At 68.8% G+C, this 26,749-nt stretch carries 22 protein-coding genes; 13 read left to right on the top strand and 9 right to left on the bottom strand.

The window, feature by feature from the left end:
- The first annotated feature begins 2 nt into the window (after window positions 1-2).
- Both IEY58_RS10915 and lpdA read left to right on the top strand, forming a co-directional pair.
- Window positions 3-1,325 carry a dihydrolipoamide acetyltransferase family protein gene (locus IEY58_RS10915; protein WP_189045568.1) on the top strand — a complete coding sequence of 441 codons (1,323 nt, stop codon included), beginning with the start codon at window positions 3-5 and terminating at the stop codon, window positions 1,323-1,325.
- A 3-nt stretch (window positions 1,326-1,328) separates the two neighbouring features.
- Window positions 1,329-2,735 carry a dihydrolipoyl dehydrogenase gene (lpdA, locus tag IEY58_RS10910; protein ID WP_189045566.1) on the top strand — a complete coding sequence of 469 codons (1,407 nt, stop codon included), beginning with the start codon at window positions 1,329-1,331 and terminating at the stop codon, window positions 2,733-2,735.
- A 37-nt stretch (window positions 2,736-2,772) separates the two neighbouring features.
- On the opposite strand, the gene IEY58_RS10905 is transcribed toward lpdA, so the two are convergent.
- Together IEY58_RS10905 and IEY58_RS10900 are read right to left on the bottom strand one after the other, a co-directional pair.
- Window positions 2,773-3,180, bottom strand: coding sequence for a type II toxin-antitoxin system VapC family toxin (locus IEY58_RS10905; RefSeq protein WP_189045564.1), 408 nt, complete (start codon window positions 3,178-3,180; stop codon window positions 2,773-2,775).
- Complete coding sequence (locus IEY58_RS10900) at window positions 3,177-3,410, bottom strand: antitoxin (protein ID WP_189045562.1); 234 nt, start codon at window positions 3,408-3,410, stop codon at window positions 3,177-3,179. Before IEY58_RS10900 ends, IEY58_RS10905 begins: the two co-directional genes overlap by 4 nt.
- 147 nt (window positions 3,411-3,557) lie before the next feature.
- Here IEY58_RS10900 and IEY58_RS10895 point away from each other — a divergent pair, with 147 nt between their 5' ends.
- From IEY58_RS10895 to IEY58_RS10880, 4 genes are all read left to right on the top strand, one after another.
- The gene (locus IEY58_RS10895; protein WP_189045560.1) at window positions 3,558-3,959 is read left to right on the top strand and encodes a DUF305 domain-containing protein; all 402 of its coding nucleotides are present in this window, start codon (window positions 3,558-3,560) and stop codon (window positions 3,957-3,959) included.
- 3 nt (window positions 3,960-3,962) lie between these two features.
- A complete protein-coding gene (locus tag IEY58_RS10890) occupies window positions 3,963-5,411 on the top strand; it encodes a YncE family protein (protein ID WP_189045558.1) in 1,449 nt (482 codons plus the stop codon).
- An 85-nt stretch (window positions 5,412-5,496) separates the two neighbouring features.
- The gene (locus IEY58_RS10885) at window positions 5,497-6,075 is read left to right on the top strand and encodes an RNA polymerase sigma factor (RefSeq protein WP_189045556.1); all 579 of its coding nucleotides are present in this window, start codon (window positions 5,497-5,499) and stop codon (window positions 6,073-6,075) included.
- Window positions 6,072-6,857, top strand: coding sequence for an anti-sigma factor family protein (locus IEY58_RS10880; RefSeq protein WP_189045554.1), 786 nt, complete (start codon window positions 6,072-6,074; stop codon window positions 6,855-6,857). Before IEY58_RS10885 ends, IEY58_RS10880 begins: the two co-directional genes overlap by 4 nt.
- Window positions 6,858-6,866: 9 nt before the next feature.
- Here the strand turns inward: IEY58_RS10880 and IEY58_RS10875 are convergent, their stop codons facing one another.
- The 4 genes from IEY58_RS10875 to IEY58_RS10860 form a co-directional block, all read right to left on the bottom strand.
- The gene (locus IEY58_RS10875) at window positions 6,867-7,373 is read right to left on the bottom strand and encodes a DUF1993 domain-containing protein (protein ID WP_189045552.1); all 507 of its coding nucleotides are present in this window, start codon (window positions 7,371-7,373) and stop codon (window positions 6,867-6,869) included.
- 40 nt (window positions 7,374-7,413) lie between these two features.
- On the bottom strand, window positions 7,414-8,820 hold the full coding sequence (locus IEY58_RS10870) for an efflux transporter outer membrane subunit (protein ID WP_189045550.1): 1,407 nt from the start codon (window positions 8,818-8,820) through the stop codon (window positions 7,414-7,416).
- Window positions 8,821-8,828: 8 nt separating this feature from the next.
- A complete protein-coding gene (locus tag IEY58_RS10865; protein ID WP_189045548.1) occupies window positions 8,829-12,017 on the bottom strand; it encodes an efflux RND transporter permease subunit in 3,189 nt (1,062 codons plus the stop codon).
- Window positions 12,018-12,099: 82 nt separating this feature from the next.
- Window positions 12,100-13,230 (bottom strand): efflux RND transporter periplasmic adaptor subunit, encoded by a 1,131-nt coding sequence (locus tag IEY58_RS10860; RefSeq protein WP_189045546.1) that lies wholly within the window; start codon window positions 13,228-13,230, stop codon window positions 12,100-12,102.
- 352 nt (window positions 13,231-13,582) lie between these two features.
- Here IEY58_RS10860 and IEY58_RS10855 point away from each other — a divergent pair, with 352 nt between their 5' ends.
- The 4 genes from IEY58_RS10855 to IEY58_RS10840 all read left to right on the top strand — a co-directional run bounded on the left by IEY58_RS10855 (window position 13,583) and on the right by IEY58_RS10840 (window position 18,931).
- Window positions 13,583-14,167: a TetR/AcrR family transcriptional regulator gene (locus IEY58_RS10855; RefSeq protein WP_189045544.1), complete on the top strand. Its 585-nt coding sequence runs from the start codon at window positions 13,583-13,585 to the stop codon at window positions 14,165-14,167.
- Between the two features lie 165 nt (window positions 14,168-14,332).
- Window positions 14,333-14,992, top strand: coding sequence for a maleylacetoacetate isomerase (gene maiA, locus IEY58_RS10850; RefSeq protein ID WP_229743650.1), 660 nt, complete (start codon window positions 14,333-14,335; stop codon window positions 14,990-14,992).
- Window positions 14,993-15,000: 8 nt separating this feature from the next.
- Window positions 15,001-17,367, top strand: a complete 2,367-nt coding sequence (locus IEY58_RS10845) for a xanthine dehydrogenase family protein molybdopterin-binding subunit (protein ID WP_189045542.1) — start codon at window positions 15,001-15,003, stop codon at window positions 17,365-17,367.
- Window positions 17,368-17,503: 136 nt separating this feature from the next.
- The gene (locus IEY58_RS10840) at window positions 17,504-18,931 is read left to right on the top strand and encodes an MFS transporter (protein ID WP_189045540.1); all 1,428 of its coding nucleotides are present in this window, start codon (window positions 17,504-17,506) and stop codon (window positions 18,929-18,931) included.
- Here the strand turns inward: IEY58_RS10840 and IEY58_RS10835 are convergent.
- Complete coding sequence (locus tag IEY58_RS10835; protein WP_189045538.1) at window positions 18,928-19,884, bottom strand: NAD-dependent epimerase/dehydratase family protein; 957 nt, start codon at window positions 19,882-19,884, stop codon at window positions 18,928-18,930. The genes IEY58_RS10840 and IEY58_RS10835 overlap by 4 nt on opposite strands.
- Window positions 19,885-20,158: 274 nt before the next feature.
- Between IEY58_RS10835 and IEY58_RS10830 the strand changes: the two genes are divergently transcribed.
- A complete protein-coding gene (locus tag IEY58_RS10830; RefSeq protein WP_189045536.1) occupies window positions 20,159-22,360 on the top strand; it encodes a hybrid sensor histidine kinase/response regulator in 2,202 nt (733 codons plus the stop codon).
- A gap of 4 nt (window positions 22,361-22,364) precedes the next feature.
- Here IEY58_RS10830 and gcvA read toward each other — a convergent pair whose 3' ends face one another.
- Window positions 22,365-23,282 (bottom strand): transcriptional regulator GcvA, encoded by a 918-nt coding sequence (gene gcvA / locus IEY58_RS10825; protein WP_189045534.1) that lies wholly within the window; start codon window positions 23,280-23,282, stop codon window positions 22,365-22,367.
- A 113-nt stretch (window positions 23,283-23,395) separates the two neighbouring features.
- On the opposite strand from gcvA, the gene IEY58_RS10820 reads away from it, so the two are divergent.
- On the top strand, window positions 23,396-24,688 hold the full coding sequence (locus IEY58_RS10820) for an MFS transporter (protein WP_229743649.1): 1,293 nt from the start codon (window positions 23,396-23,398) through the stop codon (window positions 24,686-24,688).
- 28 nt (window positions 24,689-24,716) lie between these two features.
- Here the strand turns inward: IEY58_RS10820 and IEY58_RS10815 are convergent, their stop codons facing one another.
- Window positions 24,717-25,889, bottom strand: coding sequence for a CaiB/BaiF CoA transferase family protein (locus IEY58_RS10815; protein ID WP_189045530.1), 1,173 nt, complete (start codon window positions 25,887-25,889; stop codon window positions 24,717-24,719).
- Window positions 25,890-26,003: 114 nt separating this feature from the next.
- Here IEY58_RS10815 and IEY58_RS10810 point away from each other — a divergent pair, with 114 nt between their 5' ends.
- Complete coding sequence (locus IEY58_RS10810; RefSeq protein WP_189045528.1) at window positions 26,004-26,720, top strand: GntR family transcriptional regulator; 717 nt, start codon at window positions 26,004-26,006, stop codon at window positions 26,718-26,720.
- Window positions 26,721-26,749: the final 29 nt, after the last annotated feature.

Here is a 26,749-nt window from a genome sequence, read left to right as displayed (position 1 = left end):
CCATGGGACTTTATAGCTTCAAGCTGCCCGACGTGGGCGAAGGCACCGCCGAGGCGGAGATTGCCGCCTGGCACGTCAAGGTCGGCGACTTGGTCACGGAAGACCAGCATCTGGTCGACATCATGACCGACAAGGCCGTGGTCGAGATCTCTTCGCCGGTTGCCGGCAAGATCCTGGTGCTGCACGGCGATGCCGGCCAGATGCGCCCGGTCGGCTCGACGCTGATCGAATTCGAGATCGACGGCGTCGGCAACGCCAAGGCCGAGGCGCCGAAGCCGGCGTCCGTTCCTGCGGTGGCGCCCGCCCCTGCCGCCGCGCCCTCAGCCCCACAGGCGCCCGTCGCGGCCAAGGCGTCGGAGCCGGCACCGCGGCCCGCCCTCACCCTCGTCTCGCCACCTGTGCCGACGGCGCCGGCCGCCGTCACGCCGGCGTTTGCGACGCGTCTCGCCGGCGACAAGCCGCAGGCCTCGCCGGCGGTGCGCCAGCGCGCCTGGGACCTCGGCATCGAGCTGCAGTTCGTGCCCGGCACCGGCCCGGCCGGCCGCATCACCCATGCGGACCTCGACGCCTTCGTCGCCGCCGGCGGCACGACGGCGGTCGGATCCGTCCAGGCCCGGGCGCTGACGCGCGATGGCGTCGAGGAGATCAAGGTCATCGGGCTCAGACGCAAGATCGCCGAGAAGATGCAGGAGGCGAAGCGCCGCATCCCGCATTTCTCCTACGTCGAGGAAGTCGACGTGACGGCGCTCGAGGAGCTGCGCCAGCATCTGAACGGCGAGAAGAAGGACCGGCCGAAGCTGACGCTGCTGCCGTTCCTGCTGCGCGCGATGGTGAAGGCGTTGCCGGATTTCCCGCAGATCAACGCGCGCTTCGACGACGACGCAGGCGTGGTGCATCGCCATGCCGCGGTTCATGCCGGCATCGCGACCCAGACGCCGAGCGGGCTCGTCGTGCCCGTCGTCGCCCATGCCGAGGCGCTCGACCTGTGGCAGGCGGCGGCCGAGATCGCGCGTCTCGCGACCGCCGCGCGCGACGGCAAGGCGACGCGCGAGGAGCTCTCGGGCTCGACCATCACGATCACCAGCCTCGGGCCCATGGGCGGCATCGTCTCGACGCCGGTCATCAACCGGCCGGAAGTGGCGATCGTCGGCGTCAACAAGATCGTCGAGCGCCCGATGGTGCGCGGCGGCCAGATCGTCGTGCGCAAGATGATGAATCTCTCCTCGTCCTTCGACCATCGCGTGGTCGACGGCTGGGACGCGGCCGAGTTCATCCAGCGCATCCGCGGGCTCCTGGAGCAGCCCGCCACCCTGTTCATGGATTGACGAATGACCGAGAGTTTGAAGACCCATGTCCTGGTCGTGGGCGGCGGGCCGGGCGGCTATGTCGCGGCCATCCGTGCCGGCCAGCTTGGCCTGGAAACCATTCTGGTCGAGGGCGACACGCTCGGCGGCACCTGCCTCATCCGCGGCTGCATCCCGTCCAAGGCCTTGATCCATGCCGCCGACAAGTTCGCCCATATGACGAAGGCGGCGGGCGATGCGGGCTCGCTCGGCATCAAGCTGTCGAGCCCGCCGACGCTCGACCTGGGCCAGACCGTGCGCTGGAAGGACGGCATCACGGCGAAGCTCAACGGCGGCGTCACGGCGCTCCTGAAGCGCGCCAAGGTCAAGGTCGTCGCCGGCTGGGCGACCTTCTCCGACGGCAAGACCTGCACGGTCGAGACCAAGGACGGCCCGGTCACGATCACGGCCGACCACGTCATCCTGGCCCAGGGCTCGGTGCCGGTCGAGCTGCCGATCCTGCCGTTCGGCGGCAAGATCATCTCCTCGACCGAGGCGCTGTCGCTCGACGCGCTGCCGGAGCGGCTGGTCGTGATCGGCGCCGGCTATATCGGGCTCGAGCTCGGCACGGCCTTCCGCAAGCTCGGGTCCGAGGTCACCGTCGTGGAGGCGCTGGACCGCATCCTGCCGCTCTATGACGAGCAGCTCGCGACCCCCGTGCGCCATTGGCTGGAGAAGGCCGGCGTCACCGTGCATCTGAGCGCCAGCGCGCTTGGCCTCGACGCCTCGGGTGCCGTGCGCGTCAAGGGCCAGGACGGCGCGGAATTCACGATCGCCGCGGACAACGTGCTGGTCACGGTCGGCCGCAAGCCGCGGACCGAGGGCTGGGGGCTCGAGACCATGGCGGTCGACATGGACGGCCGTTTCGTCAAGGTCGACGACCAATGCCGCACGTCCATGCGCAATGTCTGGGCGATCGGCGACCTGGTCGGCGAGCCGATGCTGGCGCACAAGGCCTCGGCGCAAGGCGAGATGGTGGCCGAGATCATCGCCGGCCACCGGCGCCACTTCACGCCGGCCGGCATCCCGGCGGTGTGCTTCACGGATCCCGAGATCGTCAGCATCGGCCTGGCGCCGGCCGAGGCGGAGGCGCAGGGCATCGAGATCGTCACCGGCCAGTTCCCCTATGGGGCGAACGGCCGGGCGCTCTCGCTCGAGGCGGAGAAGGAAGGTGGCTTCGTCCGCGTCGTCGCGCGCAAGGCCGATCATCGCGTGATCGGCATCCAGGCCGTGGGCTCCCAGGTTTCGGAACTGTCAGGCGAATTCTCGCTGGCGCTCGAGATGGGCGCGGTCCTGGAGGACCTCGCCGGCACGATCCACGCTCACCCGACCTTGAGCGAGGCGTTCCACGAGGGGGCGCTGAAGGCGCTCGGGCACGCGATCCACATCTGACGGGGGCGCCGGCGGCAAGGCCGGCGTCACTCCTCGATCAGACAGATCTCAGCCAGTTTTCGCAGGCGAGGCCCTCTATGCGCGTGAACTCGCTCACGTTATCGGTCACGATCGTATAGCCGAGCGCCATCGCCTGGGCGGCAATGAGCAAATCATTCCCGCCGATCGGTCGGCCAAGCTGCTCGAGGCGCGCGCGGGCCATCCCGTAGAATCGGTCAGCCGGCGCTTCAAAAGGCAGAATATCGAGGCTGCCCAGCACCGCTTCCAGCTGGGCAGTAAGTCGCGGCGAAGCTTTTTTAGCGGCGCCGTACTGGAGTTCCGACGCGACAATGATGCTGGTGCAGACCCGTGTCTCGCCGACCTTGCGAATCTGGTCGGCGATGCGGCCCTGCGGATGACGAACAAGGTCGGAGACGATGTTGGTGTCGAACAGATAGCGCGTCAAAGCTCGACCGGCCCTGGAAGGGGATCGGCGATCGGCGGAAACTCCTCGTCGAGCGGCGGGAGCGTCGCCAGCACGGCCAAAAGCGATTTCGGCGGCGTGGGCTCGATGATGAGCCGGTCGCCTTCCCTGCGCATGACCGCGTCCTCGCCAGGCAGCTCGAATTCGCGCGGAATCCTTACCGCCTGATTGCGGCCGTTCTTGAACAGCTTGACGTGACGCTCGGTGGCCATCCCGATCTCCTTAGCATATGCCAAGCATATGCCGACGATCGGAAATCGTCCAGCATGGCTTCCGGAAAATTTTCGCCGGTTCCGGAATAACCTTCCGGCCGCGGCGTCCCACCTCCACGACGGCACCTTTGCCGTCCTGGAGGCACCATGCAGTTCTTCCCCTCGAAAACCCTTGCCGTCTTGGCACTGATCGGCGTCGCGGCACCCGCGCTCGCCGCCGATCCGGGCGAGAAGCCGTTCCTGGCCGAGAATGCCACGGCCATGGACAAGATGATGGCCGGGATGGACGCGAAGCCGACGGGCGATATCGACAAGGACTTCGTCGCCATGATGACGCCGCACCACCAGGGCGCCATCGACATGGCCCAGGCGGAGCTGCGCTATGGCCATAACGAGCAGTTGCGCCGCATCGCCCAGGAAATCGTCGTCGAGCAGCAGCAGGAAATCGCGGCCATGGCCATCGCGCTCGGCCAGCCGCTGCCGCCGTCCGCAGCTTCTCCCGACCAGACCCCGAAGTCTCCCGCTACGCCCCTGCACAAGGAACACTGACCCGTGAAACACATACTTCTCTCGGCGGCGCTCCTGGCCGCGACCGCGCTCACCCCGGCTTGGGCCGGTCAGGCCCCCGAAGCCGCCGACACGCCGGACGTGGCGATCAGCCACAAGGACCGCGTCTATGCGGCCGAGCAATTCTCCAACACGGTCTCGGTCGTCGACCCGGTCGACAACAAGACGCTGGGCGTGATCAAGCTCGGCGACCCATCGCCCGGCAATTTCAGCCCGCTCTACAAGGGCCAGGTGCTGGTGCACGGCATGGGCTTCTCGCCCGACCACAAGACGTTGGCCGTGGTCTCGATCGGCTCCAACTCCGTCACCTTCATCGACACGGCGACCAATGCGGTGAAGCACGTGACATATGTCGGCCGCTCGCCGCACGAGGCGTTCTTCACGCCCGACGGCAAGGAGGTCTGGGTCACCGTGCGCGGCGAGAACTACATCGCGGTGCTCGACGGCCAGACCTATGAGGAGAAGAGCCGCATCACGGTGCCGGCCGGCCCTGGCATGCAGATCTTCTCGCCCGACGGCAAGTACGGCTACATCTGCTCCTCGTTCAATCCCGAGACCGATGTGGTCACGGTCGCCGATCACCAGATCGTGGCGCGGGTCAAGCAGGACAGCCCGTTCTGCCCGAACATCGCGGCGACGCCGGACGGCAACCAGGTCTGGTTCACGCTCAAGGACGTCGGCAAGACCGAGGTGTTCAACGCCAAGCCCCCGTTCAACCTCTTGACCTCGATCGACACCGGCCCGATCACCAACCACGTCAACATCGTCCATAACGCCAACGGCACCTTCGCCTATGTCACGATCGGCGGGCTCAACCAGGTCAAAGTGTTCAAGACCAGCGATTTCAGCCAGGTCGCAACCATTCCGGTCGGCCAGCTGCCGCACGGCATCTGGCCGTCGGGCGACGGCACGCGCGTCTATGTCGGGCTCGAGAACGCCGACGCCTTCGCCGCGATCGACACGCTCACCAACAAGGTGATCGCGACCATCCCGATCGGCCAGGCGCCACAGGCGGTCGTCTATGTGCCGAACGCAGTGCCGGAGGGCGACGGGCTGCAGAACCTGACGCCGCTTGGGCTGGCCGGCCAGTCGACGCATCTGGCTCTTGCGCCGGGCGGTAAGGCGGCCGGCACCGCGCCGACCAGCGTGTCGCTGTTCGACCAGGGCCTGGTCCAGGTGCTGCAGGCATCGGCGACCGGGCTTGAGCCGAAGCATCCTTATGTCCTGGCGCTGTCGTCGCGCGCCGACGGCGGCGGCAAGCTCGAGCCCTTGGCCTCGTTCATGACCAACCCGGCGGGTGCGGCGATCGTGAACGCGATCGGGCCAATCCGCCAGGTGGTGCAGGACGACCGCAAGGCCGAGCGCCGCTATCTGGTCATCGCCGCCGGCACCGCGGCCGAGGCCGGCAAGCCGGTCCAGGTCCAGGTCCAGTAACCGGAGCCGCCCGGCAGCGGCATCCTGATAAAGGATGCGATGCCGGGCGGCTTCCGCCAGACTGTTCTCAAAGGGCAGGCGCGCCATGAACGACATGATGCTGCTGGTCGAGCCGCTGATCCCGGCGCTCCGCCGCTACGCTCGCTCGCTTCTCGGCGAGCGGGCCGCGGCCGACGACCTGCTGCAGGACTGCCTGGAGCGTGCCATCACCCGTTGGCACCAGCGGCGCGGCGACGGCGACGTCAAGACCTGGCTCTTCACGATCCTGCACAATCTGGCGATCAGCCAGCTGCGCCAATCGGCCCGCCGTGGCCGGCATGTCGAGCTCGACGAGGTCAGCGAGACCGTGGTGGCGCGCCCGCCAACCCAGGAGGCCGGCCTGCAGCATCGCGACCTGCTGAACGCGCTCGGCACCCTGCCCGAGGAACAGCGCAGCGTGCTGCTGCTGGTGTCGGTTGAGGACCTGTCCTATGCCGAGACAGCACGGGTGCTCGACATCCCGATCGGCACGGTGATGTCGCGCTTGGCGCGGGCACGCGAGAAGCTGGCACGCGCAATGGCACCCGATGCCGGCGCCCGAGACCAACCGACAAACCGACACCAACCGACGAACCGAGACCAACCGACGAAGCCTGAGCGCCCGACGTTGTGGAGAGTGAAATGACGACCGGCCGCCCGATCACCGAAGAAGATCTGCACGCTTATGTCGACCGGCGGCTCGACGCCGCTCGGCAAGCTGAGGTCGAGGATTATCTCGCCCGCCATCCAGCCGAGGCAGAGCGGATCGCCGGCTACGGCGCGCAGCGCGAGGCGCTGCGCGCGGCACTCGCCTCTCATGCCGAGGAACCGATCCCGCCGGAACTCAGCCTCGCGCGCCTGATCGAGGCACGCCGCCATCCGACGGCGCGGCCCTGGCGGTCGTCCTGGCAGTCGATGGCCGCTGCGATCGCATTGCTCGTGGTGGGCGGCGTCGGCGGCTGGCTGCTGCCGCACAGTCCCGACCGGACCGCGGCCGGCATCGCCTCGCTCGCCGCGGAAGCGGCCGACAGCTACACGGTCTATGCGGCCGATCATATCCGGCCGGTCGAGCTCAAGGCGGCCGACCGCGGCGAGCTCGTCCATTGGGTCTCGGAACGGCTGCAGCATCCGGTCGCCGTGCCGGACCTGGCCGCATCCGGTTACCGCTTCATGGGCGGGCGGCTGGTGCCGACGCCGCACGGGCCGGCCGCGCTGTTCCTCTATGACGACGACCACGGCACGCGGCTCGCCCTCTTGGCCCGCCCGATGGCGATCGACCGCAACGCGCCGCTCGCCGCCCATTCGGAGGGCCCGATCCGCGGCTTCGCCTGGTCCAAGGCCGGCCTCGGCTACAGCCTGGTCGCCGGCTCGGGCGGCCCGGACCTGGCGCCGCTCGCAACCGAGGCGCGGCGCCAGACCGAGAGCTGAAGCTGAGCGTTACGGACGGCCGAGATAGTCGAGCTTGCCGATCGCGAGCCCGTTGTGGCGCAGGATGTCGTAGGCCGTCACCACGTGGAAGAAGAAGTTCGGCAGCGCCATGCCCTGCACGTAGCTGGCGCCCGTGAAGTGAATGTCGCCCGAGGAGCGCTTCATGACGATCTCACGCCCCTCCTGCCCCGCGATCAGGGCCGGATCGACGCTCTTCAGGAACGTCACGGTCTTGGCGATGCGCTCCTGCAGCTCGGGGAAGGTCGTCTCCGTGTCCGGGAAGCTCGGGTTCTCCAGGCCCGCGAGGCGTGCCGCGCAGGCCTTGGCTGCATCGCTCGCCGACTGGACCTGGCGCGCCAGCGGATACATGTCGGGGGCGAGCCGCGCGTTGACGAAGATCGACGGATCGATCTTGCGCTCCTCGGCATGGGCGGCCGCTTTTTCGAGCAGCGAGGCCAATTGGCCGAGCGAGCGCAGCATGACCGGGATCGAGGCGTCGTAGAGTGTGAAGGACATGGCGTTTCCTCTCTTCTGTTAAGCCGGCAGCCGGGTCTCCTCAGGCCCAGCTGCCGCCCAAGGCCTTATAGATGGCGACGATGTCGGTATTGGCACTAGTCTCGGCCGCAGTCAGCGCATCTTCCGCTTGCAATTGGGTGCGCTGGGCGTCGAGCAGCACCAGGAAGTCGGCCGTGCCCTCCTGGTAGCGGATGCGCGCGAGCTCGGCCGCCCGGCGCGACGCCGTCACCTGGTCGACAAGCTTGCCGATCTGCGCCTGCTGCTGGCGATAGGCCTCGAGCGCCGTCTCCAGATCCTCGATGGCGCGCAGCACGGTCTGGTCATAGGCGGCGAGCGTTGCGTCCGAGCGCGCCTCCTCCGCGCGCAGCCGGGCGTGGGCGCCGCCGAGGTCGAACGCCGGCCAGGTCACGGTCGGTGACACCGCATAGGCGCCGGCGCCGTGGGTGAAGAGATGCGACACGTCGCCCGACAGCAGGCCGACGAAGCCCGTGACCGTGACGCGCGGGAAGAGATCGGCCGTGGCGACGCCGACGCGCGCGGTCTCGGCCGCGAGCCGCCGTTCGGCCGCCTGCACGTCCGGTCGGCGGCGCAAGAAATTGCTCGCGTCGCCGATCGGCAGCGGCTTCACCAGCGGCTTCGGCGGCTCGGTGCGCGGTGCCAGCTCCTGGTCGATGGTACCCGGCCGCTCGCCGATCAGCACGGCGAGCCGCGCCATGGCCCGTGTCTCGTCGGTCGTAAAACTCGGGATCGTCGCCTCGATCGCGGCAAGCCGCGCCTTGGCGCTCTCGACGTCGGTCGGATCGCCGCGGCCGACCGCGACGCGCGTCTCCGTCAGCTTCAGCGTGTCGCGCTGGGTCTCGGCATTGCGTTCCGCCACGGTCCGGCGCAGCTGGGCGCCGCGCAGCTCGAAGTAATTGCGCGCGACCTCGGCCGCGACCGTGACTTCTGCATCACGCGCGTCCGCCTCTGCCGCACCGGCGTCGGCGTCCGCCGCCTCGACGCTGCGCTGGACATGGCCGAACAGATCGATCTCCCAAGCCGCGTCGAAGCCGAGGTCGGCGCTCTCCACGTTGGCGCGCTTGGTGCCGAAGCCCGGTGTTTGCTCATAGGACCGGGTATAGCCGCCCGAGCTGGTGACGCGCGGGAACTGGTCGAGCCGCCGGTCGTCGAAGAGGGCGCGGGATTCGCGCACCCGGGCGACCGCGGCGCGCAGGTCGAGGTTGCCGGCGAGCGCGCGTGTCACGAGCGAATCGAGCTCCGGATCCTCGAACGCGTGCCACCATCGGGCGTCGGCCGCGGTCTTGGCATAGGTTGCGGGATCGGCATGCTCGACCGCGGCCGGTGCCGGCTCGGGCGCCTTGTAGTCGGGGCCTACGGCGCAGGCAGCGAGCAGCGAGACGCCGCCCAACAAGGCCCACCGAGTTGGCGCCAAACGAAGGGTTCTCATGACGGGCCTCAAGCGGGCAGATGGGATGAAGGAACAGGTGTCTCGTCCTGCTCGACATGTTTCACGAGCGGGCGTCCCGAGAGCCGCCGGATCGTCCAGTAGAAGACCGGCGTCAGCGCCAGGCCGAAGAGCGTCACGCCCAGCATGCCGGAGAACACGGCGATGCCCATGGCCTGGCGCATCTCGGAACCGGCGCCCTCGGAGAAGACGAGCGGCGCCACGCCCATGATGAAGGCGATCGAGGTCATGAGGATCGGCCGGAGCCGGAGCCGGCACGCCTCGAGCACGGCATGGAGCGTCGTGTCGCCCTCCATCTCCCGCTCGCGCGCGAACTCGACGATCAGGATCGCGTTCTTGCAGGCGAGGCCGACCAGCACGATGAGGCCGATCTGGGTGAAGATGTTGTTGTCGCCGTGGGTGATCTGCACGCCGGCGAGCGCCGAGAACAGGCACATCGGCACGATCAGGATGACGACGAGCGGCAGCGACCAGCTCTCGTACTGCGCGACCAGCACCAGGAAGGCCAAGAGCACGCAGATCGGGAAGATATAGACCGCCGTGTTGCCGGCCAGGATCTGCTGGTATGTCAGCTCCGTCCATTCGAAGCTCATGCCGTTCGGCAGCTCCTCCTGCGCGATCCGCTCGATCGCCGCCTGTGCCTGGCCGGTGCTGTAGCCGGGCGCCGGCGCGCCGTTGATCTCGGCCGTCAGGTCGCCGTTGTAGTGGTTGGTCGATTCCGGACCGGTCGTCTCGTTGATCTTCACAAACGCGCCCAGCGGGATCATCTGGCCCGACTGATTGCGCGTCTGCAGGCGCAGCACGTCCTCGGGCTGCAGGCGGAAGCGCTCGTCCGCCTGGACGTTGACCTGGTAGGTCCGGCCGAACCGGTTGAAGTCGTTGACGTAGAGCGAGCCCAGATAGACCTGCATCGTCTCGAACAGGTCGCTCAGGGACACGCCCTGCGCGCGCGCCTTCTCGCGGTTGATGTCGGCATGGAGCTTCGGCACGCCGATCTGGTAGCTGGAGAAGATGCCGGCCAAGGCAGGCTCCTGGCGCGCCTTGGCGATGACCGCCTGCGTCGCCTTGAACAGCGCCTCGGGCCCGAGGCCGGCATGGTCCTCGATCTGCATGCGGAAGCCGCCGATCGTGCCCAGGCCCTGCACCGCCGGCGGCGGGAAGACCAGCACACGGCCCTCGGTGATCGCCTGGAACTTCTGGTTCAGCGTCTTGGCGAGGGCTGCCGCCGACAAGGACGGATCGCGCCGCTTGTCGAAGCCGTCGAGCACGGCGAACACGATGCCGGAGTTCGGGCTGTTGACGAAGCCGTTGATCGACAGGCCCGGGAACGAGACCGTGTGCGCGATGCCCGGCGTGTGCTTGGCGATGTCGTCCATGCGGCGGATCACCGCCTCGGTCCGGTCGAGCGAGGCCGCGTCCGGCAGCTGCACGGCCGAGACGAGATAGAGCTTGTCCTGCTGCGGCACGAAGCCGGTCGGTGTGTAGAGGAAGCCGTACACGGTGAGGCCCAGCAGGCCCACATAGATCACGAGCGCCGGGACCGAACGGCCAAGCAGCCGCGACACGCCGCCGACATATCCCACCGAGCCACGCGTGAACACCCGGTTGAACGGCCGGAAGAACCAGCCCAAGGCGGCATCGAGGAAGCGTTCGAAGCGGTCCTTGGGCGCATCGTGCGACTTCAGGAGCACGGCGGCGAGCGCCGGCGAGAGCGTCAGCGAGTTGAAGGCCGAGATGACTGTCGAGATCGCGATGGTGAGCGCGAACTGCCGGTAGAACAGGCCGGTAAGCCCGCTGATGAAGGCGGTCGGCACGAACACGGCGCAGAGCACGAGGGCCGTCGAGATGATCGGCCCGGTCACCTCGGCCATCGCCCGGCGTGCGGCCGCGGCGGGCGCCAGCCCGAGCGTGATGTTGCGCTCGACGTTCTCGACCACGACGATCGCATCGTCGACGACGATGCCGATGGCGAGCACCAGGCCGAACAGCGTCAGCGCGTTCAGCCCGAAGCCCATGACGAGCATGATGGCGAAGGTGCCGATGAGCGAGACCGGCACGGCGATGAGCGGGATGATCGACGCGCGCCAGCCCTGCAGGAACACGACGACGACGAGCACGACCAGCACGATCGCCTCGAACAGCGTGTGCACCACCGCGTGGATCGATTCGGTGACGAAGCCGGTCGTGTCATAGGCGATGTCGTAGTCGACGCCCTGGGGGAAATCCTTCTTCAGGCGCTCCATGGTCGCCTTGACGGCGGCGGCCATCTGCAGCGCGTTGGAGCCCGGCCGCTGGAACACCGGGATCGCGACCGCCTGCTTGCCGTCCAAGAGCGAGCGGAGCGCGTAGCTGTCGGAGCCCAGCTCGATGCGCGCCACATCGCGCAGATGGGTGATCTCGCCTTCGGCCCCGGCGCGGATGATGATGTTGCCGAATTCCTCCTCGGTCGTGAGGCGGCCCTGCGTGTTGATCGAGATCTGGAAGTCGGCCATGCCGTCGACCGGCGGCGCGCCGATCTGGCCGGCCGCGACCTGAACGTTCTGCTCGCGAAGTGCGGCCACGATGTCGCCCGCGGTCATGCCGCGCGCGGCGAGCTTCTCCGGGTCGAGCCAGATGCGCATCGAGTACGGGCCCGAGCCGAAGGTCTGCACGTCGCCGACGCCATAGGCGCGCGCCAACGGGTCCTTCACATGGAGCTGCGCGTAGCTCGACAGATAGAGCATGTCGTAGCGGTTGTCGGGCGAGGTCAGGTGCACGACCAGGATCAGGCTGGGCGAGGCCTTGGTCGTGGTGACGCCGACGCGCTGCACCTCCTCGGGCAGGCGGGCCAGCACCTGCGCCACCCGATTCTGCACCAGGACCTGCGCCTTGTCGCCGTCGGTGCCGAGCGCGAAGGTGATGGTCAAGGTCATGACGCCGTCGGCGGTCGACTGCGACGACTGATAGAGCATGCCTTCGACGCCGTTGATCGCCTGCTCCAAGGGCGAGGCGACGGTCTCGGCGATGACCGACGGGTCGGCGCCGGCATAGGTCGTCTTCACGATGACCGTCGGCGGCACGACCTCGGGATATTCGCCGATCGGCAGCTGCGGCAGCGCCACCAGGCCGGCGATGAAGATGACCATGGAGAGCACGGCCGCAAAGCGCGGCCGGTTCACGAAGAATCGGGAGAAATTCATGGGTCGCGCTTTCCGCGAGAGGATTAGGGCGGGCGCAGCGCAGAGCCTTGGGGGGCCCCGCGACGCCCGGCAGCCTGTCGAATTACTGGTAGAGGGCGGCCAGCTGCGGTGCCGGTGTCGTCACCGGATCGACCACGTCGCCAGGCTTCACCTTCTGCAGGCCGCTCACGATCACATTGTCGCCGGGCTCCAGCCCCGAGCGGATGACGCGCATCTCGCCCACTGCCGGGCCGAGCGCCACCTGGCGGTACTGCACGGCGTGCTTGCCGTCGACCACGAGCACGAAGCGCCGGCCGAGATCGGTGCCGAGCGCCCGCTCGGGCGCCAGCGCCACCTTCTCGGTCTGGACGCTCATCAGCCGGATGCGCGCGAACAGGCCGGGCGTCAGGCTGCCGTCCTCGTTCTCGAACACAGCGCGGCCGTTGATCGTGCCGCTCCGGGCGTCGAGCGCGTTGTCGAGGAACTGGAGCGTGCCGTGGTGCGGGAAGCCGTCCTCGGTCATGAGCCCGAGCTCGACCGGCGCGCCACGGTCGCGCTCGGCCGCGGCATATTTGAGGTAGGTCTGCTCGTCGGTGTTGAACGAGGCGTAGATCCGGCCGTCGGAGACAACGGTGGTGAGCAGGTCCGCGGTCGTCACCAGATTGCCGCGCGTGATGATCGCCTTCGACACACGGCCGTCGATCGGCGAGACGACATGGGTGAATTCCAGATTGAGCTGCGCCTGGCGCAGCTCTGCCTGGGCGGCCGCGAGATCGGCCTTGGCCTGGGCGGCCTCCGCCGTGAGCCGATCGGCGTCGCTGCGCGCGATCGCGTTCTGGGCGATGAGCCGCTGGCCGCGCTCGCCGTCGGCGATCGCCACGACCGAGTGGGCCCGGGCACGCTCAACCTCGGCGGTCAGGCGGTCGACCTCGGCCTGGAAAGGCCGGGGGTCGATCTGGAACAGCACGTCGCCCTTCTTGACCTTGGCGCCGTCCTTGAAGCGGACCTCGTCGATGAAGCCACCGACGCGCGGCCGGACCGCGACCGAATCGATCGCTTCCAGATGACCCGTGACGTCGTCCCAGGCGCGCAAGTCGCGGAACACGACCCCGGTCACCTCGACCTTGGTCGGCGGCGGCGGCGCCGGCTGGGATTGGGCGTCCTTGCCGCAGCCGGCAAGGACCGTGGCCGTGAGCAAAAGGGTGGCGAGGGCGGCGACGGAATAAGGACGCATGGCAAATTCCTATGACGCTCCCCGAAGCCGGGCGGGCGCGTAATCAGGGAGGAGATACGGAGCGAGGAACCCAGCTGCCCCATGAGGCGGGGCAGCACGACGGCACTCCTCGATAGCCTACCGATCGGTATAGTTTCGCTCAGATGGGGAGCGAACCGGACGACGTCAACGGGGTTTCCTACCGGTCGGTAATAAATTTTTTTGCAGGTGCGAGCAAGTGAATCTGGGCAGGCTCCTGACGCCTACTGACCGATACAGTACTGCTCGATACGCTATGCTGGGATGACTGGACGGCCCCTGTCAAGCAGATTACATATCGACCGGTAGGAAATCATCCGAGGGTCGCCGGGCGATGGGACGCCACCGCGAATTCGATCTTGACCAAGCGCTCGATGGCGCGCTCGACGTCTTCTGGCGCAAGGGCTACGAGGGCACGTCGCTCAGCGACCTGACCGAGGCCATGGGCATCACGCGGCCCTCGCTCTATGCCGCCTTCGGCAACAAGGAAGAGCTGTTCCGCAAGGCGCTCGACCGGTACGACGACACCTGCATGGCGTTCATGCAGCAGGCACTCGCCCGGCCGACCGCACGCGACGCGGTGAGCCATCTGCTCTACGGATGCGCCGACGCCCAGACCGATCCGGACCGGCCGGCCGGCTCCCTCGACATGAATGGCGCACTCGCCTGCTCGGACGATGCCGAGCCGATCCGGCAGGCGCTTGTCGTCCGCCGCATCGCGAACGAGGCAGCGCTGCGCCGGCGCCTGGAAGAGGCGCGCGCCGCCGGCGACCTGCCGGCCGGCGCCGACCCGGCCGAGCTCGCCCGCTACGTCATGACGGTCGCCCACGGCATGGCGATCCAGGCGTCTTCGGGAGCGAGCCGCGAAGCGCTCTACGGCGTCGTCGCCATGACCCTCAAGGGCTGGCCGTCGGCGTGAGGCGCCTCTCTCCATTCCTCGCCGCCCTTGGGGGCGGAGAGGAGACAGGGCCAGCACATTTTGTCGCGGGCGTAGCGATGGCGCCCTCTCGACGCTCGGGGGGAAAGATACCAATCTAAGCATTGGCCCTCGCAGCCCCGCGAGCCATGGCCGGAGCCTTGTTGCATGCCCAAGATCAAGATGTACGGCTTCTGGCGGTCCGCCGCCGCGTTCCGCGTGCGCATCGCGCTCAACCTCAAAGGCCTGGCCTTCGAGGAGGAGATGATCAACATCGACGTGGGCGACCAGCATACGCCCGACTATCTGGCGCTCAATCCGCAGGCGGCCGTGCCGTCGGTCATCATCGACGGCGCGCCGCCGCTGACCCAGTCGCTCGCCATCCTGGAATATCTCGACGAGACCTATCCGACGCCGCCGCTCTTGCCGTCGGATGCACGCGGCCGGGCCCGGGTGCGATCGCTGGCGCTGCTCTTCGCCGCGGACCATCACCCGCTGATCACGCCGCGCATCCGCCGCTACCTTGCCGAGGAGATGCACCAGGACGAGGCGGCACGCACCGCCTGGATCCGCCATTGGTTCCGCGAGGGGCTGGCGACGGCCGAGGCGCGGCTCGCAGGCGATCCGGCGACCGGGCGTTTCTGCCACGGCGACACGCCGACCATCGCCGACCTGTGCCTGATCAGCCAGGCGGCGGGCGCCCGCGTGTTCAAGGTCGAGTTCGGCGACCTGCCGACGGTCGGCCGCATCGTCGAGACCTGCCTGGCGCACGACGCCTTCGCCCGTGCCCACCCGCTGCGCCAGCCCGGCGCGCCCCTGACACACTGAGCGACCTGATGGCCCCTGACAGCGATCCGATGTTTTCGCCCACCTCCCTCTACGGCATCGGCCAGCCGGTCGCGCGGAGCGAGGATCCGCAGCTGCTGCGCGGCGCCGGCCGCTATACCGACGATCTCAATCTCACGGGCCAGGCCTATGCGGTCATGGTCAGGAGCCCGCATGCCCACGGCCGCCTGCGCGGCATCGATGCGGCCGAGGCACTGGCCCAGCCGGGCGTGCTCGCGGTCTATACCGGCACCGACCTCGCCGCCGCCGGCTATGGCGGGCTCAAATGCCCGGTGACGCCGCCCGACCGGCACGGCAAGCCCATGCTGGCACCGCGCCGCCCGGCGCTGCCGACCGAGCGCATCCGCTTCGCCGGCGAGGCAGTCGCTGTCGTCATCGCCGAGACGGCGCTTCAGGCCAAGGACGCGGCCGAGCTGGTCGCCCTCGACATCGAGCCGCTGCCGGCCGTGACCGACGCACGCGCGGCCTGCGAACCGGGCGCGCCGCTCGTCCATGACGATGTGCCGGCAAATGTGGCGCTCGATTTTCACTACGGCGACACGGCGGCGGTCGACGCCGCCTTCGCTGCGGCCGCCCATGTGACGAAGCTGCGGCTCGTCAACAACCGCGTCGTGGTCAACGCCATGGAGCCGCGCGCGGCCATCGGGCACTACCGTGCCGAGGACGACCGCTGGATCCTGCATGTCGGCTGCCAGGGCGTCATCGGGTTGCGCAATGCGCTCGCGGCCGACGTGCTGGGCGTCGAGCCGAGCCGAGTCCAGGTGCTGACCGGCCAGGTTGGCGGCTCGTTCGGCATGAAGGCCGGCGTCTATCCGGAATATGTCGCGATCCTGCACGCCTCGCGCGCGCTCGGCCGGCCGGTCAAATGGACCGACGAGCGGTCCGGCAGCTTCCTGTCGGACAATCACGGCCGCGGCCACGAGATCGAGGCTGAGCTTGCGCTTGACGCACAAGGCCGGTTCCTGGCCGTGCGCCTCGAAGGCTGGGGCAATTCCGGCGCCTATCCGGGCCTGCCGCTGCCGATCACCATGAATGCGGTGAAGAACGTCGTCAGCGTCTATCGGACGCCGCTCGTCGAGGTCTCGACCAAGAACGTGTTCACCAACACGACGCCGATCGGGCCCTATCGCGGCGCCGGACGGCCCGAGGGCAATTACTACATGGAGCGGCTGATCGACACGGCCGCGGCCGAGATGGGCCTCGACCGGCTGGAACTCAGGCGGCGCAACCATATCGCGCCCGACGCCATGCCGTACCAGGCGCCGTCCGGCATGGTCTATGATTCCGGCGAGTTCGGCACCTTGCTCGACCGGGCGCTTACGCTTGCCGACTGGGACGGGTTCGAGGCGCGCCGCACCGCCAGCGCCGCGGCCGGCAAGCTGCGCGGCCGCGGCGTCGGCAGCTATCTCGAGGTCAACGCGCCGCCGTCCAAGGAGATGGGCGGCATCCGGTTCGAGGAGGACGGCACGGTCACCATGGTGACCGGCACGCTCGACTACGGCCAGGGCCACGCCGCGACCTTCGCCCAGATCTTGGTCGACCATCTGGGCCTGCCGTTCGACAAGATCCGCCTGCTGCAGGGCGACAGCGACCAGCTCCTGGTCGGCGGCGGCACCGGCGGGTCGCGCTCGACCATCGCCAGCGGCACGGCGCTCATCGAGGCGGCGGAGCAGGTGATCGAGAAGGGCCGCGAGGCCGCCGCCTTCGTGCTCGAGGCGGCGACCGCCGACATCGAGTTCGTGGATGGCGGGTTCGGCATCGTCGGCACCGACCGGCGCATCGGCCTCATCGAGCTCGCCCGCGAGGTCCGCCGGTTCGCCGCCGCGGGCAAGCTGCCGCCGGAGGTGCCGGCCGCACTCGACGTCGCCCATGTCTCGGACAACCCGCCCTCGGCCTTTCCGAACGGCTGCCATGTCGCCGAGGTCGAGATCGATCCCGAGACCGGCGTCGTCGAGGTCGCGGCCTATGCCATGGTCAACGACTTCGGCACGGTCATCAACCCGCTCTTGGTCGAGGGCCAGCTGCATGGCGGCGTGGTGCAGGGCATCGGCCAGGCGCTGCTCGAGCACACGGTCTATGACGAGCAGGGCCAGCTGCTGACCGGCTCGTTCATGGATTACGCCATGCCGCGGGCACTCCATGCCCCGCCGTTCCGCTTCGCGAGCCACCCGGTGCCGGCGAAGACCAATCGGCTGGGCGCCAAGGGCTGCGGCGAGGCCGGCTGCGCCGGCGCGCTGCCAGCGGTGATGAACGCGCTCGTCGACGCGCTCCAGCCGCACGGCGTCCGGCACATTGACATGCCGGCGACACCGGAGCGGGTCTGGCAGGCGATCCACGGACAGCCGGCGGCGGAATAAGCGGGAAGCCCGATACGATCCTTGCGGGAGCCAACGCCTGAACCCGCACCCTGCCTTGCAGATTTCGATCTCGTCAGACACGGACCGGCATGGACCAATAGTCTGACGAATGCGCGGCTGACCCGAACGGTGGTCGATGGACAGGTTGGACGAGACGCTGGCACCCGCAATTCCGGTCCCCCAGGCACCGGTCGCCCCACCCTCGATCGAGGACGGGCTGCCGCCGGGGCGGCGGGGCTGGGCCGTCACTACGCTCGTCATCGCCGTCGGCATGGCGACGCTCGACACGGCGATCGCCAACACGGCGCTGCCGACCATCGCCGCCGATCTCAAGGCGAGTGCTGCCGATTCGATCTGGGTCGTCAACGCCTACCAGCTGGCGCTCATGGTCTCGCTGCTGCCGCTCGCCTCCTTGGGCGACATCCTCGGCTATCGGCGCATCTATATCGTGGGCCTGGCGCTCTTCACCCTTGCCTCGCTCGTCTGCGCCGCGGCCTGGTCGCTGCCGACGCTCGCCATCGCCCGCGTGTTCCAGGGCTTCGGCGCCAGCGGCATCATGAGCGTCAACACGGCCTTGATCCGCTTCATCTATCCGGCCCGCTCGCTCGGCCGCGGCGTGGGCTTCAACGCGCTCGTCGTCGCGGTGTGCTTCGCCGTCGGGCCGACCGTGGCGTCCGCCATCCTGTCGGTCGCGTCCTGGCCCTGGCTGTTCGCGGTCAACGTGCCCTTGGGCCTGTTCGGCATCGCCGTCGCGATCCCGGCCCTGCCCCATTCGGTGCGGGCACCCCATCGCTTCGACGTGACGAGCGCCGTCTTGAACGCCGGCACCTTCGGCCTCCTGATCGTCGCGATCGGCGAGGCCGGGCACCAGGCCTCGCCGTTGCTCATCGCCGCCGAGTTCCTGGGCGCCGGCCTGTTCGGCCTGGCCATGCTGCGCCGGCAGACGGCCCATCCGGCGCCCATGCTGCCGGTCGACCTGTTCCGCCGGCCGGTCTTCGCGCTCTCCGCGGTGACCGCGGTCTGCTCCTTTGCGGCCCAGGGCCTGGCCTTCGTCTCGCTGCCGTTCTATTTCCAGGGCGCGCTCGGCCGAACCCAGGTCGAGACCGGGTTCCTGATGACGCCCTGGCCGGTCGTGGTCGCCGTGGTCGTGCCGATCGCCGGCCGCCTGTCCGACCGTTACCCGCCCGCGATCCTGGGTGGCTTCGGCCTCGCCATCCTCAGCGTCGGCATGGCGCTGCTGGCCGGCCTGCCCGCTCATCCCACGGTCTTAGAGATCAGCTGGCGCATGGCGATCTGCGGTTTCGGCTTCGGTTTCTTCCAGTCGCCGAACCTGAAGGCGCTCATGGCGGCAGCACCGCCCGGCCGCAGCGGCGGGGCGAGCGGCATCGTCGCGACCGCGCGGCTCTTGGGCCAGAGCATCGGCGCGGCCCTGGTCGCCCTCTGCTTCGGTCTCTCGTCCAGCGGCGGCGCGGCACTGGCGCTTGCCTTGGGCGCGGGCTTTGCCGGTGCTGCCAGCATCGCGAGCTTCCTGCGCCTGGTGCCGCGCGACGCGGCGACCGTTTAAGCCCGCTTCAGGCTGTCGAGCGTCGCGCGCAGGCCCTGGGCCATCTCCGTGCGGCATTCGACACCAAGCTCTGCGCTCAGCCGGTCGGGGGCACCCAGCGAGACGCGGATCTCGCCGGCCCGCGGCGGGGCGAAGGTGATGTCGGCCGCGATGCCGCAGAGCTCGGCGATCGTATGCGCCAGGTCGACGACCGAGGTCGAACGGCCGGTACAGACATTGTAGATGCCGGTCGTGATCGTCGGTGCGGTCGCGATCCTGCTCATGGCCGCGCGCAGGCTGCGGACCACGTCGGCGACATAGACGAAGTCGCGGGTCTGCAGCCCGTCGCCGAAGATCGTGATCGGGCGCCGGGCGGCGAGCCGGTCGCAGAAGATCGAGATCACGCCGGAATAGGGCGATTTCGGGTCCTGGCGCGGCCCATAGACGTTGAAAAAGCGCATGCCGGCGGTGGGTACGCCATGGACAGCACCCGCGACGCGCGCGTGCAGCTCGCACCCGAGCTTGTCGGCGCCGTAGGCCGAGAGCGGCCGGGTCGGCGAGGCCTCGGTGAGCGGCATGCCCGGCTCGTCGCCGAACACGGCCGCGGACGAGGCATAGACGACCGGGACGCCCCTCGAGTCCGGCCCCCGCTCACCCGGCCGGCGCGCCGCGTCGAACACGGCGATGGCGCCGGTCAGGTTGGCCGAGTGGGTGCCGAGCCAGTCGAGATTGCCCCGCTCGACCGAGGCGATCGCCGCCAGGTGGAAGCAGCCGTCGACCCCCTCCATCGCCTGCCGCACGAGTGCCGCATCGGCGACGTCGCCGACCACGAGCTCGGCCGAGCCGGTGAGGTTCTCACGCTTGCCGGTCGAGAGATCATCGAGCACGCGCACGCTATGGCCGTCGCGCTCCAGACTCTCGATCAGATGCGAGCCGATGAAGCCGCAGCCCCCGGTCACCAGATACGTCCCCATCCGCTATCGCTCCAATTTGTTCGGCTTTGCCGCTTCCTGCCGTTATAGCGGCCGATCGATGCCGAAATCTTAACGACGCCAGTCACATCCGCTGCAACCACAGATGTGCCGATTCGGCGCCGCCAATGCACGCGCGCCGAGACAGAATCCGCCCGGTGTCGGTATGGTGGGTCGGTATGGTGGGTCAGTATGGTGGTCCGGGCGACTTGGAGCGGCTCCCGCATGGTCCCGAGCGACCGAGAGAAAAGATGGCGCCGGTGAAGGAATGGCACCGGTGAAGGACGACTGGGCCCGGCAATGGCGCGAAAGCCGGCCGACCCGCCGGCTGGTCGTGGGCGGCGTGCTGTCGGCGGCGCTGGTCCTCGCCGTGACCGTGTTCGTGATACTGGAAACCCGGGCGAAGGAGATCGCCGACGCGAAGCGCGAGCTGATGACGCTCAACCTGTCGCTCGCCGAGCAGACCGCCCGGGCGATCCAGGGCGTCGATCTCGTGCTCGACAGCGTCATCGACCAGGTGAAGGCCGACGGCATCGAGACGGCTGACGATTTCCAGCGCCTCTATGCCGGCGCTGAAACTCACCGGCTGCTCCGATCACGGGTCGCCGACGTGCCGCAGCTCGACGCCGTGGCCATGATCGCGTCCGACGGCCATCTCATCAATTTTTCCCGCTACTACCCGATCCCGACGATCAACGTCGCCGACCGCGACTATTTCAGTGCGCTTGGCAACATGCCGACCACGCGAGCCTACATCAGCGAGCCGGTCGAAAATCGCGGCACCGGCACCTGGACGCTCTATGTCGCGCGTCGGGTGAACGGTCCCTCGGGCGAATTCGTCGGATTGGTGCTGGGCGCCGTCGACCTGCGTTATTTCGAGAATCTGTATCACGGGCTCGAACTCGGTCCCGGCAGCGGCATCAGCCTGTGGCGGCGCGACGGCACCCTGCTCGCGCGCTATCCCTCGATCGAGGGCGTCGGCCGGGTCTTCCAGATCAAGTCCTTCACCGAAACGCTGCTGCATGCCGATGCCGGCGTCTACGAGACCCCGTTGTCGATCGACGGCTACCGGCGCATCGTCGCGACCCGGGCGCTCAAGGATTATCCGCTGGTCGTGAACGTGACGCGCACGCTCGACCAGGTCCTGGCGGACTGGCGCCATACTTCCAGCATCAACGCGACGGCCGGCGGCCTGTGCATCGCCGCCATCGGACTGGTCGTCTGGGCGCTCGTGCATCAGTTCGGCACCTACGAGCGGCTGACCCGGGCGCTCGGCGAGAAGGCGGAGGCGATCGAGGCCCGCGAGCGCGCCGAGAGCCAGCTCTACCAGTCGCAGAAGCTCGACGCGATCGGGCAGCTGACCACCGGCATCGCCCATGATTTCAACAATTTGCTGACCGCGATCATGGGCAATCTCGAATTCCTGAGCCTGGACGGCCAAAGTGCGCGCGCCCGGCGCGGCCTCGCGGCGATCCAGACGGCGGTCGACCGCGCGGCGACGCTGACGGGGCAGCTGCTGGCCTTTTCCCGCAAGCAGCACCTGTCGCCCGAAGTGGTCGACCTCAATCGGCTCATCGGCAACATGACGGAGATGCTGCGCAGCACGCTCGGCGGCACGATCGGCGTCGAGCTCGCCTTGCGCCCCAGCCTGTGGCCGGCGCTCGTCGATCCGGTGCAGCTCGAACTCGTGCTGCTCAACCTCGCGATCAACGCGCGCGACGCCATGCCGACCGGCGGCACCCTGACGATTTCGACCGACAACATCGCGATCGACAGCCGGTCCGATCTGTCCCCGAGCGACCTGTCTTTGGGCGACTATGTGCTGATTGCGGTCGCCGATACCGGCACCGGCATGACCGAGGACGTGCTGGCCCGCGCCTTCGACCCGTTCTTCACGACGAAGCCGCCCGGCAAGGGCACCGGCCTGGGCTTGAGCCAAGTCTACGGCATGGTTCAGCAGTCGGGCGGCGTGGTACGGATCGAGACTGTGCTCGAGCGTGGCACCACGGTCAGGATCCATCTGCCGCGCGTCGAAGCGGCGGCCGAGGCGGCACCGGTCGAAGCCCCGGCGTCGCTGGCCGTCGCCGATCACGGGCCGGCGCTGATCCAGATCGTCGACGACGATGCCGGCGTGCGCGAAACCGTCGCGGAAATGGTGCGCAGCCTCGGCTTCTCAGTGATCGAGGCGGCCGACGGCACCGAGGCGCTGGCGCAGCTCGCGGGCGACCCGCGCATCGACCTCGTCGTCACCGACTTCGCCATGCCGGGGCTGAACGGCGTGGCCTTGGCGCGCCGCGCGCGCGACCTGCGGCCCGACCTGCCGGTGGTCTTCGTCACCGGCTTCGCCGACGTCGAGAGCCTGAGCGGCGAGGAGTGGGTCCTGCTGAAGCCATTCCGCCGGGACGGGCTTGCCGCCAAGCTCAGGCTCGCCCTGCCCCGCCGGACAACGCCGGCATTGGGCGCCGACCAGCTGTCGTGATGGGTCAAGTCGCGATCGGCTCGTGTTCCATCGGATCGTCCGCGGCGGCCTTGAGGATCCAGCGGCGGAACGCCGCCACCTTGGGCCGGTCGCCCGCCGATTCCGGCCAGACGAGGTAATAGGCAAAGTCCTGCAGCCAGGCGTCGCCCGCCAGCCGGACGAGCCGTCGCTCCGCCAGTTCGGCCGCGACCATGGCGGCCGGCAGCAGGCCGGCACCCTGGCCGGTCGAGACCGCGCGCATGAGCAGGGCGGCATCATCAAACGCGGGGCCGCGCGGCGGACCGATCTCGTCGAGGCCCTGGGCCCTGAACCACAGGTGCCAGCCCTTGCGCTCCGCGTCATGGACCAGCGGCCAATGGGCGAGTGCGGCGGCATCGGCGGGCCGGCCCAGGCGATCGACCAGCGCCGGGGCCGCGACCGGCACCATCTCGACGGTGAACAGGCGCTTGCTCACGAGGCCCGGATAGCGCCCGAGGCCGTGGCGCACCGCCAGGTCGACGCCGTCGCGCGTGAAATCGGCGAGCGCATTGCCGGTCACGACCTGCAGGTCGATGTCGGGGTGGGCATCCTGAAAATCTTTGAGCCGCGGCACGAGCCAGGCGGCGGCGAAGAACGGCGTGACGCTGACGGTGAGCAAGCCGGTTTCGGCCGATATCGCGACCCGATCTGTCGCCTCGGCGATCTGGCGGAACGCATTGCGGATCGCCGGCAGATAGGCCTGTCCGGCATCCGTCAGGAAAATGCCGCGGTTCACCCGCCGGAACAACGCCACGCCCAGACGCCCTTCCAACAGCTTCAGCATCTGGCTGACGGCGCCGGGCGTCACGCACAATTCCGCCGCCGCGTTCTTCACCGAGAGATGGCGCGCCGTCGCCTCGAAGGCCCGGAGTGCGTTAAGCGGCGGCAGCCGATTATCTATCATTTAGAATACCTAATCTGACTGCCGCAGAAGATCTCGTTTGTAAGCCAGAGAACCGGGAACGATGTTGTAGCACGAGATTAGCTTTCCTTATCTGGAGAAGGAAGATGCTTCGCGTGAGCCCTCGCCCTGGTGCCGAATCCGCGCCGGTTCGACCGGGGCCGTTTTACGGCTGGTTCGTGGTCGCGGCGACCTTCGCCGTGACCTTCATCGGCTTCGGCAGCGCCTATACGTTCAGCACCTTCGTCGAATCGCTGCAGCGGGATTTCGGGACCTCGCGCGGTTCGGTCTCGCTCGTGTTCTCGCTCGCGGGCTTCCTCTATTTCGGGCTCGGCATCGTGAGCGGCCCGCTCGCTGACCGCTGGGGCTCCCGACGCCTGGCGGTCATCGGCATGCTGCTGATCGGCGCGGGACTCGCGGCGGCGAGCGCGGCCGAGAGCCTCATGCAGGTCTATGCGGCCTACGGGCTGGGTGTCGGGCTCGGCGTCGGCTGTTCCTATGTGCCCGCAGTGGGCGCCGTGCAGCGCTGGTTCGTCCGGCGGCGCGGCCTCGCCTCTGGCCTCGCGGTCAGCGGCATCGGCATGGGCACGCTCGTCATGCCGCCGGTCGCCTCATGGCTCATCGCCGCCATGGGCTGGCGTGACACCTATCTCGTCCTGGGCGTGCTCGCCGCAGTGCTGGGCGGCGGCCTCGCCCTGCTGATCGAGAACGATCCCGCCGATCGCGGCCTAGCGCCCGACGGCGACACGGCATCGCCCCGCCCCGGTCGGGTCGGGTCCCAATACTCTCGATCGCCGGGTCATTCGGTCGGCGCCGCGGTCCACTCGCGCCGCTTCGCTGGCCTCTATGCCGCCTGCCTCATTGCGTCCTTCGGCCTGTTCGTGCCGTTCGTCCATCTGGTGCCCTATGCGCGGGACCATGGCGTGCCGCTGCCGCTTGCCGTCCTGCTCCTCAGCGTGATCGGCATCGGCAGCACGGGCGGCCGCTTCTTCCTGGGCAGCCTCGCCGACCGGGTCGGCCGCGAGCCGTCGCTGTTGCTGATGTTCCTCGGCATGGCGGCGGCGCTTGCCGTCTGGGCCGTCTCGCTCTGGGTGACCACAGCGGCGGCCTGGATCCTGGCGCTGTTCGCGCTGGCATTCGGCGTGTTCTACGGCGGCTTTGTCGCCGTGCTGCCGGCGCTGGTCATGGACTATTTCGGCGGCCGCAACGTCAGCGGCATCATCGGCGTGCTCTATACCAGCGTCGCGTTCGGCACGCTTATCGGCCCGTGGGCCGCAGGCCTCGCCTTTGACCTCAGCCACAGTTACGCCCTGCCGATCCTGGCGAGCGTCGGCACGAACCTGATCGCCGCCGGCATCGTCTACGGCCTGTCGCGCACCACCCGTCCGGCCCGGCTCGCCGAGAAGTGAGCCGGGCCTGGCGGACCTCTCTCGGCCGTCAGACGATCTGCCGCGCCCGCACCTCGGCGATCTCGGCGGCACTGAAGCCGAGCTCGCCCAGGATCTGGTCGGTGTGCTGGCCGCGGTCCGGCGGCGGATCGACGATCGCACTCGGCGTGCGGCTGAGGGTCACCGGCTGGCCGACATAGCGGACGCCGCTCAGATCCCGGGCGATCTTGAGATGCTCGACCTGCGGCTCGGCGAAGGTCTGGTCGATGCGGTTGATCGGCCCGCACGGCACGCCGGCGGCGTTGAGCCGCTCGATCCAGGTGGCGCTGTCTTCCTGCTCGGTCCGGGCATCGATCTCGACCTGCAGCAGATCGCGGTTCTGGCTGCGCGCGGCGCTGGTGGCAAAGCGCGGATCAGCGAGCCATTCCTCGGCACCGAGCACGGTCGTGAGCCGCTGCCAGATCGCATGGCCGGCGGCGGCGATGTTGATATGGCCGTCGCGCGTGCGGAACACGCCGGTCGGGATGCTGGTCGGGTGATTGTTGCCGGCCTGCGGCGGCACCTCGCCCGCCATCAGCCAGCGCGCCGCCTGGAAATCGAGCATGAAGATCTGCGCCTGCAGGAGCGAGCTCTGCACCCACTGGCCCTTGCCGCTCGTCTCGCGCTCCAGGAGCGCCACCAGCACGCCCTGAGCCGCGAAGATACCGGCGCACAAGTCCGCGATCGGGATGCCGACGCGCATCGGCCCGCGTCCCGACTCGCCGGTGATCGACATGAGCCCGCCCATGCCCTGGGCGATCTGGTCGAAGCCCGGCCGGTCGGCATAGGGCCCGTCCTGGCCGAAGCCCGAGATCGAGGCGTAGATGAGCCGCGGGTTCAAGGTTCCGAGCGTCGCGTAATCGATGCCCAGGCGCTGCTTCACGTCCGGGCGGAAATTCTCGACGAGCACGTCGGCCTTGAGCGCGAGCCGCTTCAGGATCGCGATGCCGGCCGGATCCTTCAGGTTCAAGGTCAGGCTGCGCTTGTTGCGGTGCAGGTTCTGGAAGTCCGGACCGTGGCGCGGACCGCCCATCGGCTCGCCCTGGTCGAGCGCCTCCGGCAGCTCGACCTTGATGACGTCGGCGCCCCAGTCGGCCAGCTGCCGGACGCAGGTCGGGCCGGCCCGCACGCGCGTCAGGTCAAGGACCTTGAACCGGGCAAGTGCCAACGAGGCGGTAGACATCAGGGACCCTCCCGTTTCCTGTAGCTTTGGCAGTAGTGTAAACTGTCGACAATCAGACTGTATAGTGTTGACAGTTTACGGTTTCGATCCCCACCATGGCGCATGGACGATCCCATGCTCGACGTACTCGACATCCTCAGGACCCGGTCGCTGGCCTCGCTTGCCGCCCAGGAGATCGAGCGCCTGATCACGACCGGCGAACTCAAGGCCGGTGAGCGTTTGAACGAGCTGGCGCTGGCGGCGCGGCTCGGCGTCAGCCGCGGCCCGATCCGCGAGGCGGTACGCGGGCTCGAGGGGGCGGGCCTCGTCGTCACCGTCGTCAACCAGGGCTCGTTCGTACGCAAGGTCAGCGCCGAGGAGGCGCACGAGCTCTACGAGATCCGCGTGGCGCTGACGGGCAACGCCTGCGCCAAGCTGGCCCTGCACGCGACACGCGAGCAGGTGGCGACGCTGCGCGGGCTCGTCCGGCAGATGACCGCGGCGCAGACGGCGGGCGACGCCGCCGGCTATTACGCGCTCAATCTCGATTTCCACTCGACCCTGCTGCGCTTTGCCGGCAACCGGCGCGCCCTCAAGATCTATGAGGAGCTGGGCGCCGAGTTGAACCTGTTCCGCCGTCGCTCGCTCGTCTCGAGCGAAGGCATGCGCGCGTCGAACGCCGAGCACGCCGAGATCGTCCGCGCCATCGCGGCCGGCGATCCGGTGCGCGCGCGGGCGGCGGGCGAAACCCATATCGCGCAAGGCATGAGCCGCTTCATCGCCAGCAGCCCGCCCGTTGAGGCGGCGAATCCACCAGGGAGAATACCAAGAAGGCGCAAGGCCGCGTCCTGACCGGGCGGAGACCCGGACGGCCCCGAAGC

Origin of the sequence: Aliidongia dinghuensis (assembly GCF_014643535.1) — a bacterium.
GTDB classification, from domain to species: Bacteria; Pseudomonadota; Alphaproteobacteria; order ATCC43930; family CGMCC-115725; genus Aliidongia; species Aliidongia dinghuensis.
Note: the sequence above shows the minus strand (reverse complement) of the source record. Positions and strands in the feature narration are given on the sequence as shown.

Coding starts and splice junctions, on each gene's coding strand:
- IEY58_RS10885 (WP_189045556.1), top strand. CDS start 5,497: ATGAACGACATGATGCTGCTGGTCGAGCCGCTGATCCCGGCGCTCCGC.
- IEY58_RS10865 (WP_189045548.1), bottom strand. CDS start 12,017: ATGAATTTCTCCCGATTCTTCGTGAACCGGCCGCGCTTTGCGGCCGTG.
- IEY58_RS10815 (WP_189045530.1), bottom strand. CDS start 25,889: ATGTCTACCGCCTCGTTGGCACTTGCCCGGTTCAAGGTCCTTGACCTG.
- IEY58_RS10840 (WP_189045540.1), top strand. CDS start 17,504: ATGGACAGGTTGGACGAGACGCTGGCACCCGCAATTCCGGTCCCCCAG.
- IEY58_RS10860 (WP_189045546.1), bottom strand. CDS start 13,230: ATGCGTCCTTATTCCGTCGCCGCCCTCGCCACCCTTTTGCTCACGGCC.
- IEY58_RS10875 (WP_189045552.1), bottom strand. CDS start 7,373: ATGTCCTTCACACTCTACGACGCCTCGATCCCGGTCATGCTGCGCTCG.
- IEY58_RS10900 (WP_189045562.1), bottom strand. CDS start 3,410: ATGGCCACCGAGCGTCACGTCAAGCTGTTCAAGAACGGCCGCAATCAG.
- IEY58_RS10835 (WP_189045538.1), bottom strand. CDS start 19,884: ATGGGGACGTATCTGGTGACCGGGGGCTGCGGCTTCATCGGCTCGCAT.
- lpdA (WP_189045566.1), top strand. CDS start 1,329: ATGACCGAGAGTTTGAAGACCCATGTCCTGGTCGTGGGCGGCGGGCCG.
- IEY58_RS10895 (WP_189045560.1), top strand. CDS start 3,558: ATGCAGTTCTTCCCCTCGAAAACCCTTGCCGTCTTGGCACTGATCGGC.
- gcvA (WP_189045534.1), bottom strand. CDS start 23,282: ATGATAGATAATCGGCTGCCGCCGCTTAACGCACTCCGGGCCTTCGAG.
- IEY58_RS10810 (WP_189045528.1), top strand. CDS start 26,004: ATGCTCGACGTACTCGACATCCTCAGGACCCGGTCGCTGGCCTCGCTT.
- IEY58_RS10915 (WP_189045568.1), top strand. CDS start 3: ATGGGACTTTATAGCTTCAAGCTGCCCGACGTGGGCGAAGGCACCGCC.
- IEY58_RS10880 (WP_189045554.1), top strand. CDS start 6,072: ATGACGACCGGCCGCCCGATCACCGAAGAAGATCTGCACGCTTATGTC.
- IEY58_RS10870 (WP_189045550.1), bottom strand. CDS start 8,820: ATGAGAACCCTTCGTTTGGCGCCAACTCGGTGGGCCTTGTTGGGCGGC.
- IEY58_RS10845 (WP_189045542.1), top strand. CDS start 15,001: ATGGCCCCTGACAGCGATCCGATGTTTTCGCCCACCTCCCTCTACGGC.
- maiA (WP_229743650.1), top strand. CDS start 14,333: ATGCCCAAGATCAAGATGTACGGCTTCTGGCGGTCCGCCGCCGCGTTC.
- IEY58_RS10855 (WP_189045544.1), top strand. CDS start 13,583: ATGGGACGCCACCGCGAATTCGATCTTGACCAAGCGCTCGATGGCGCG.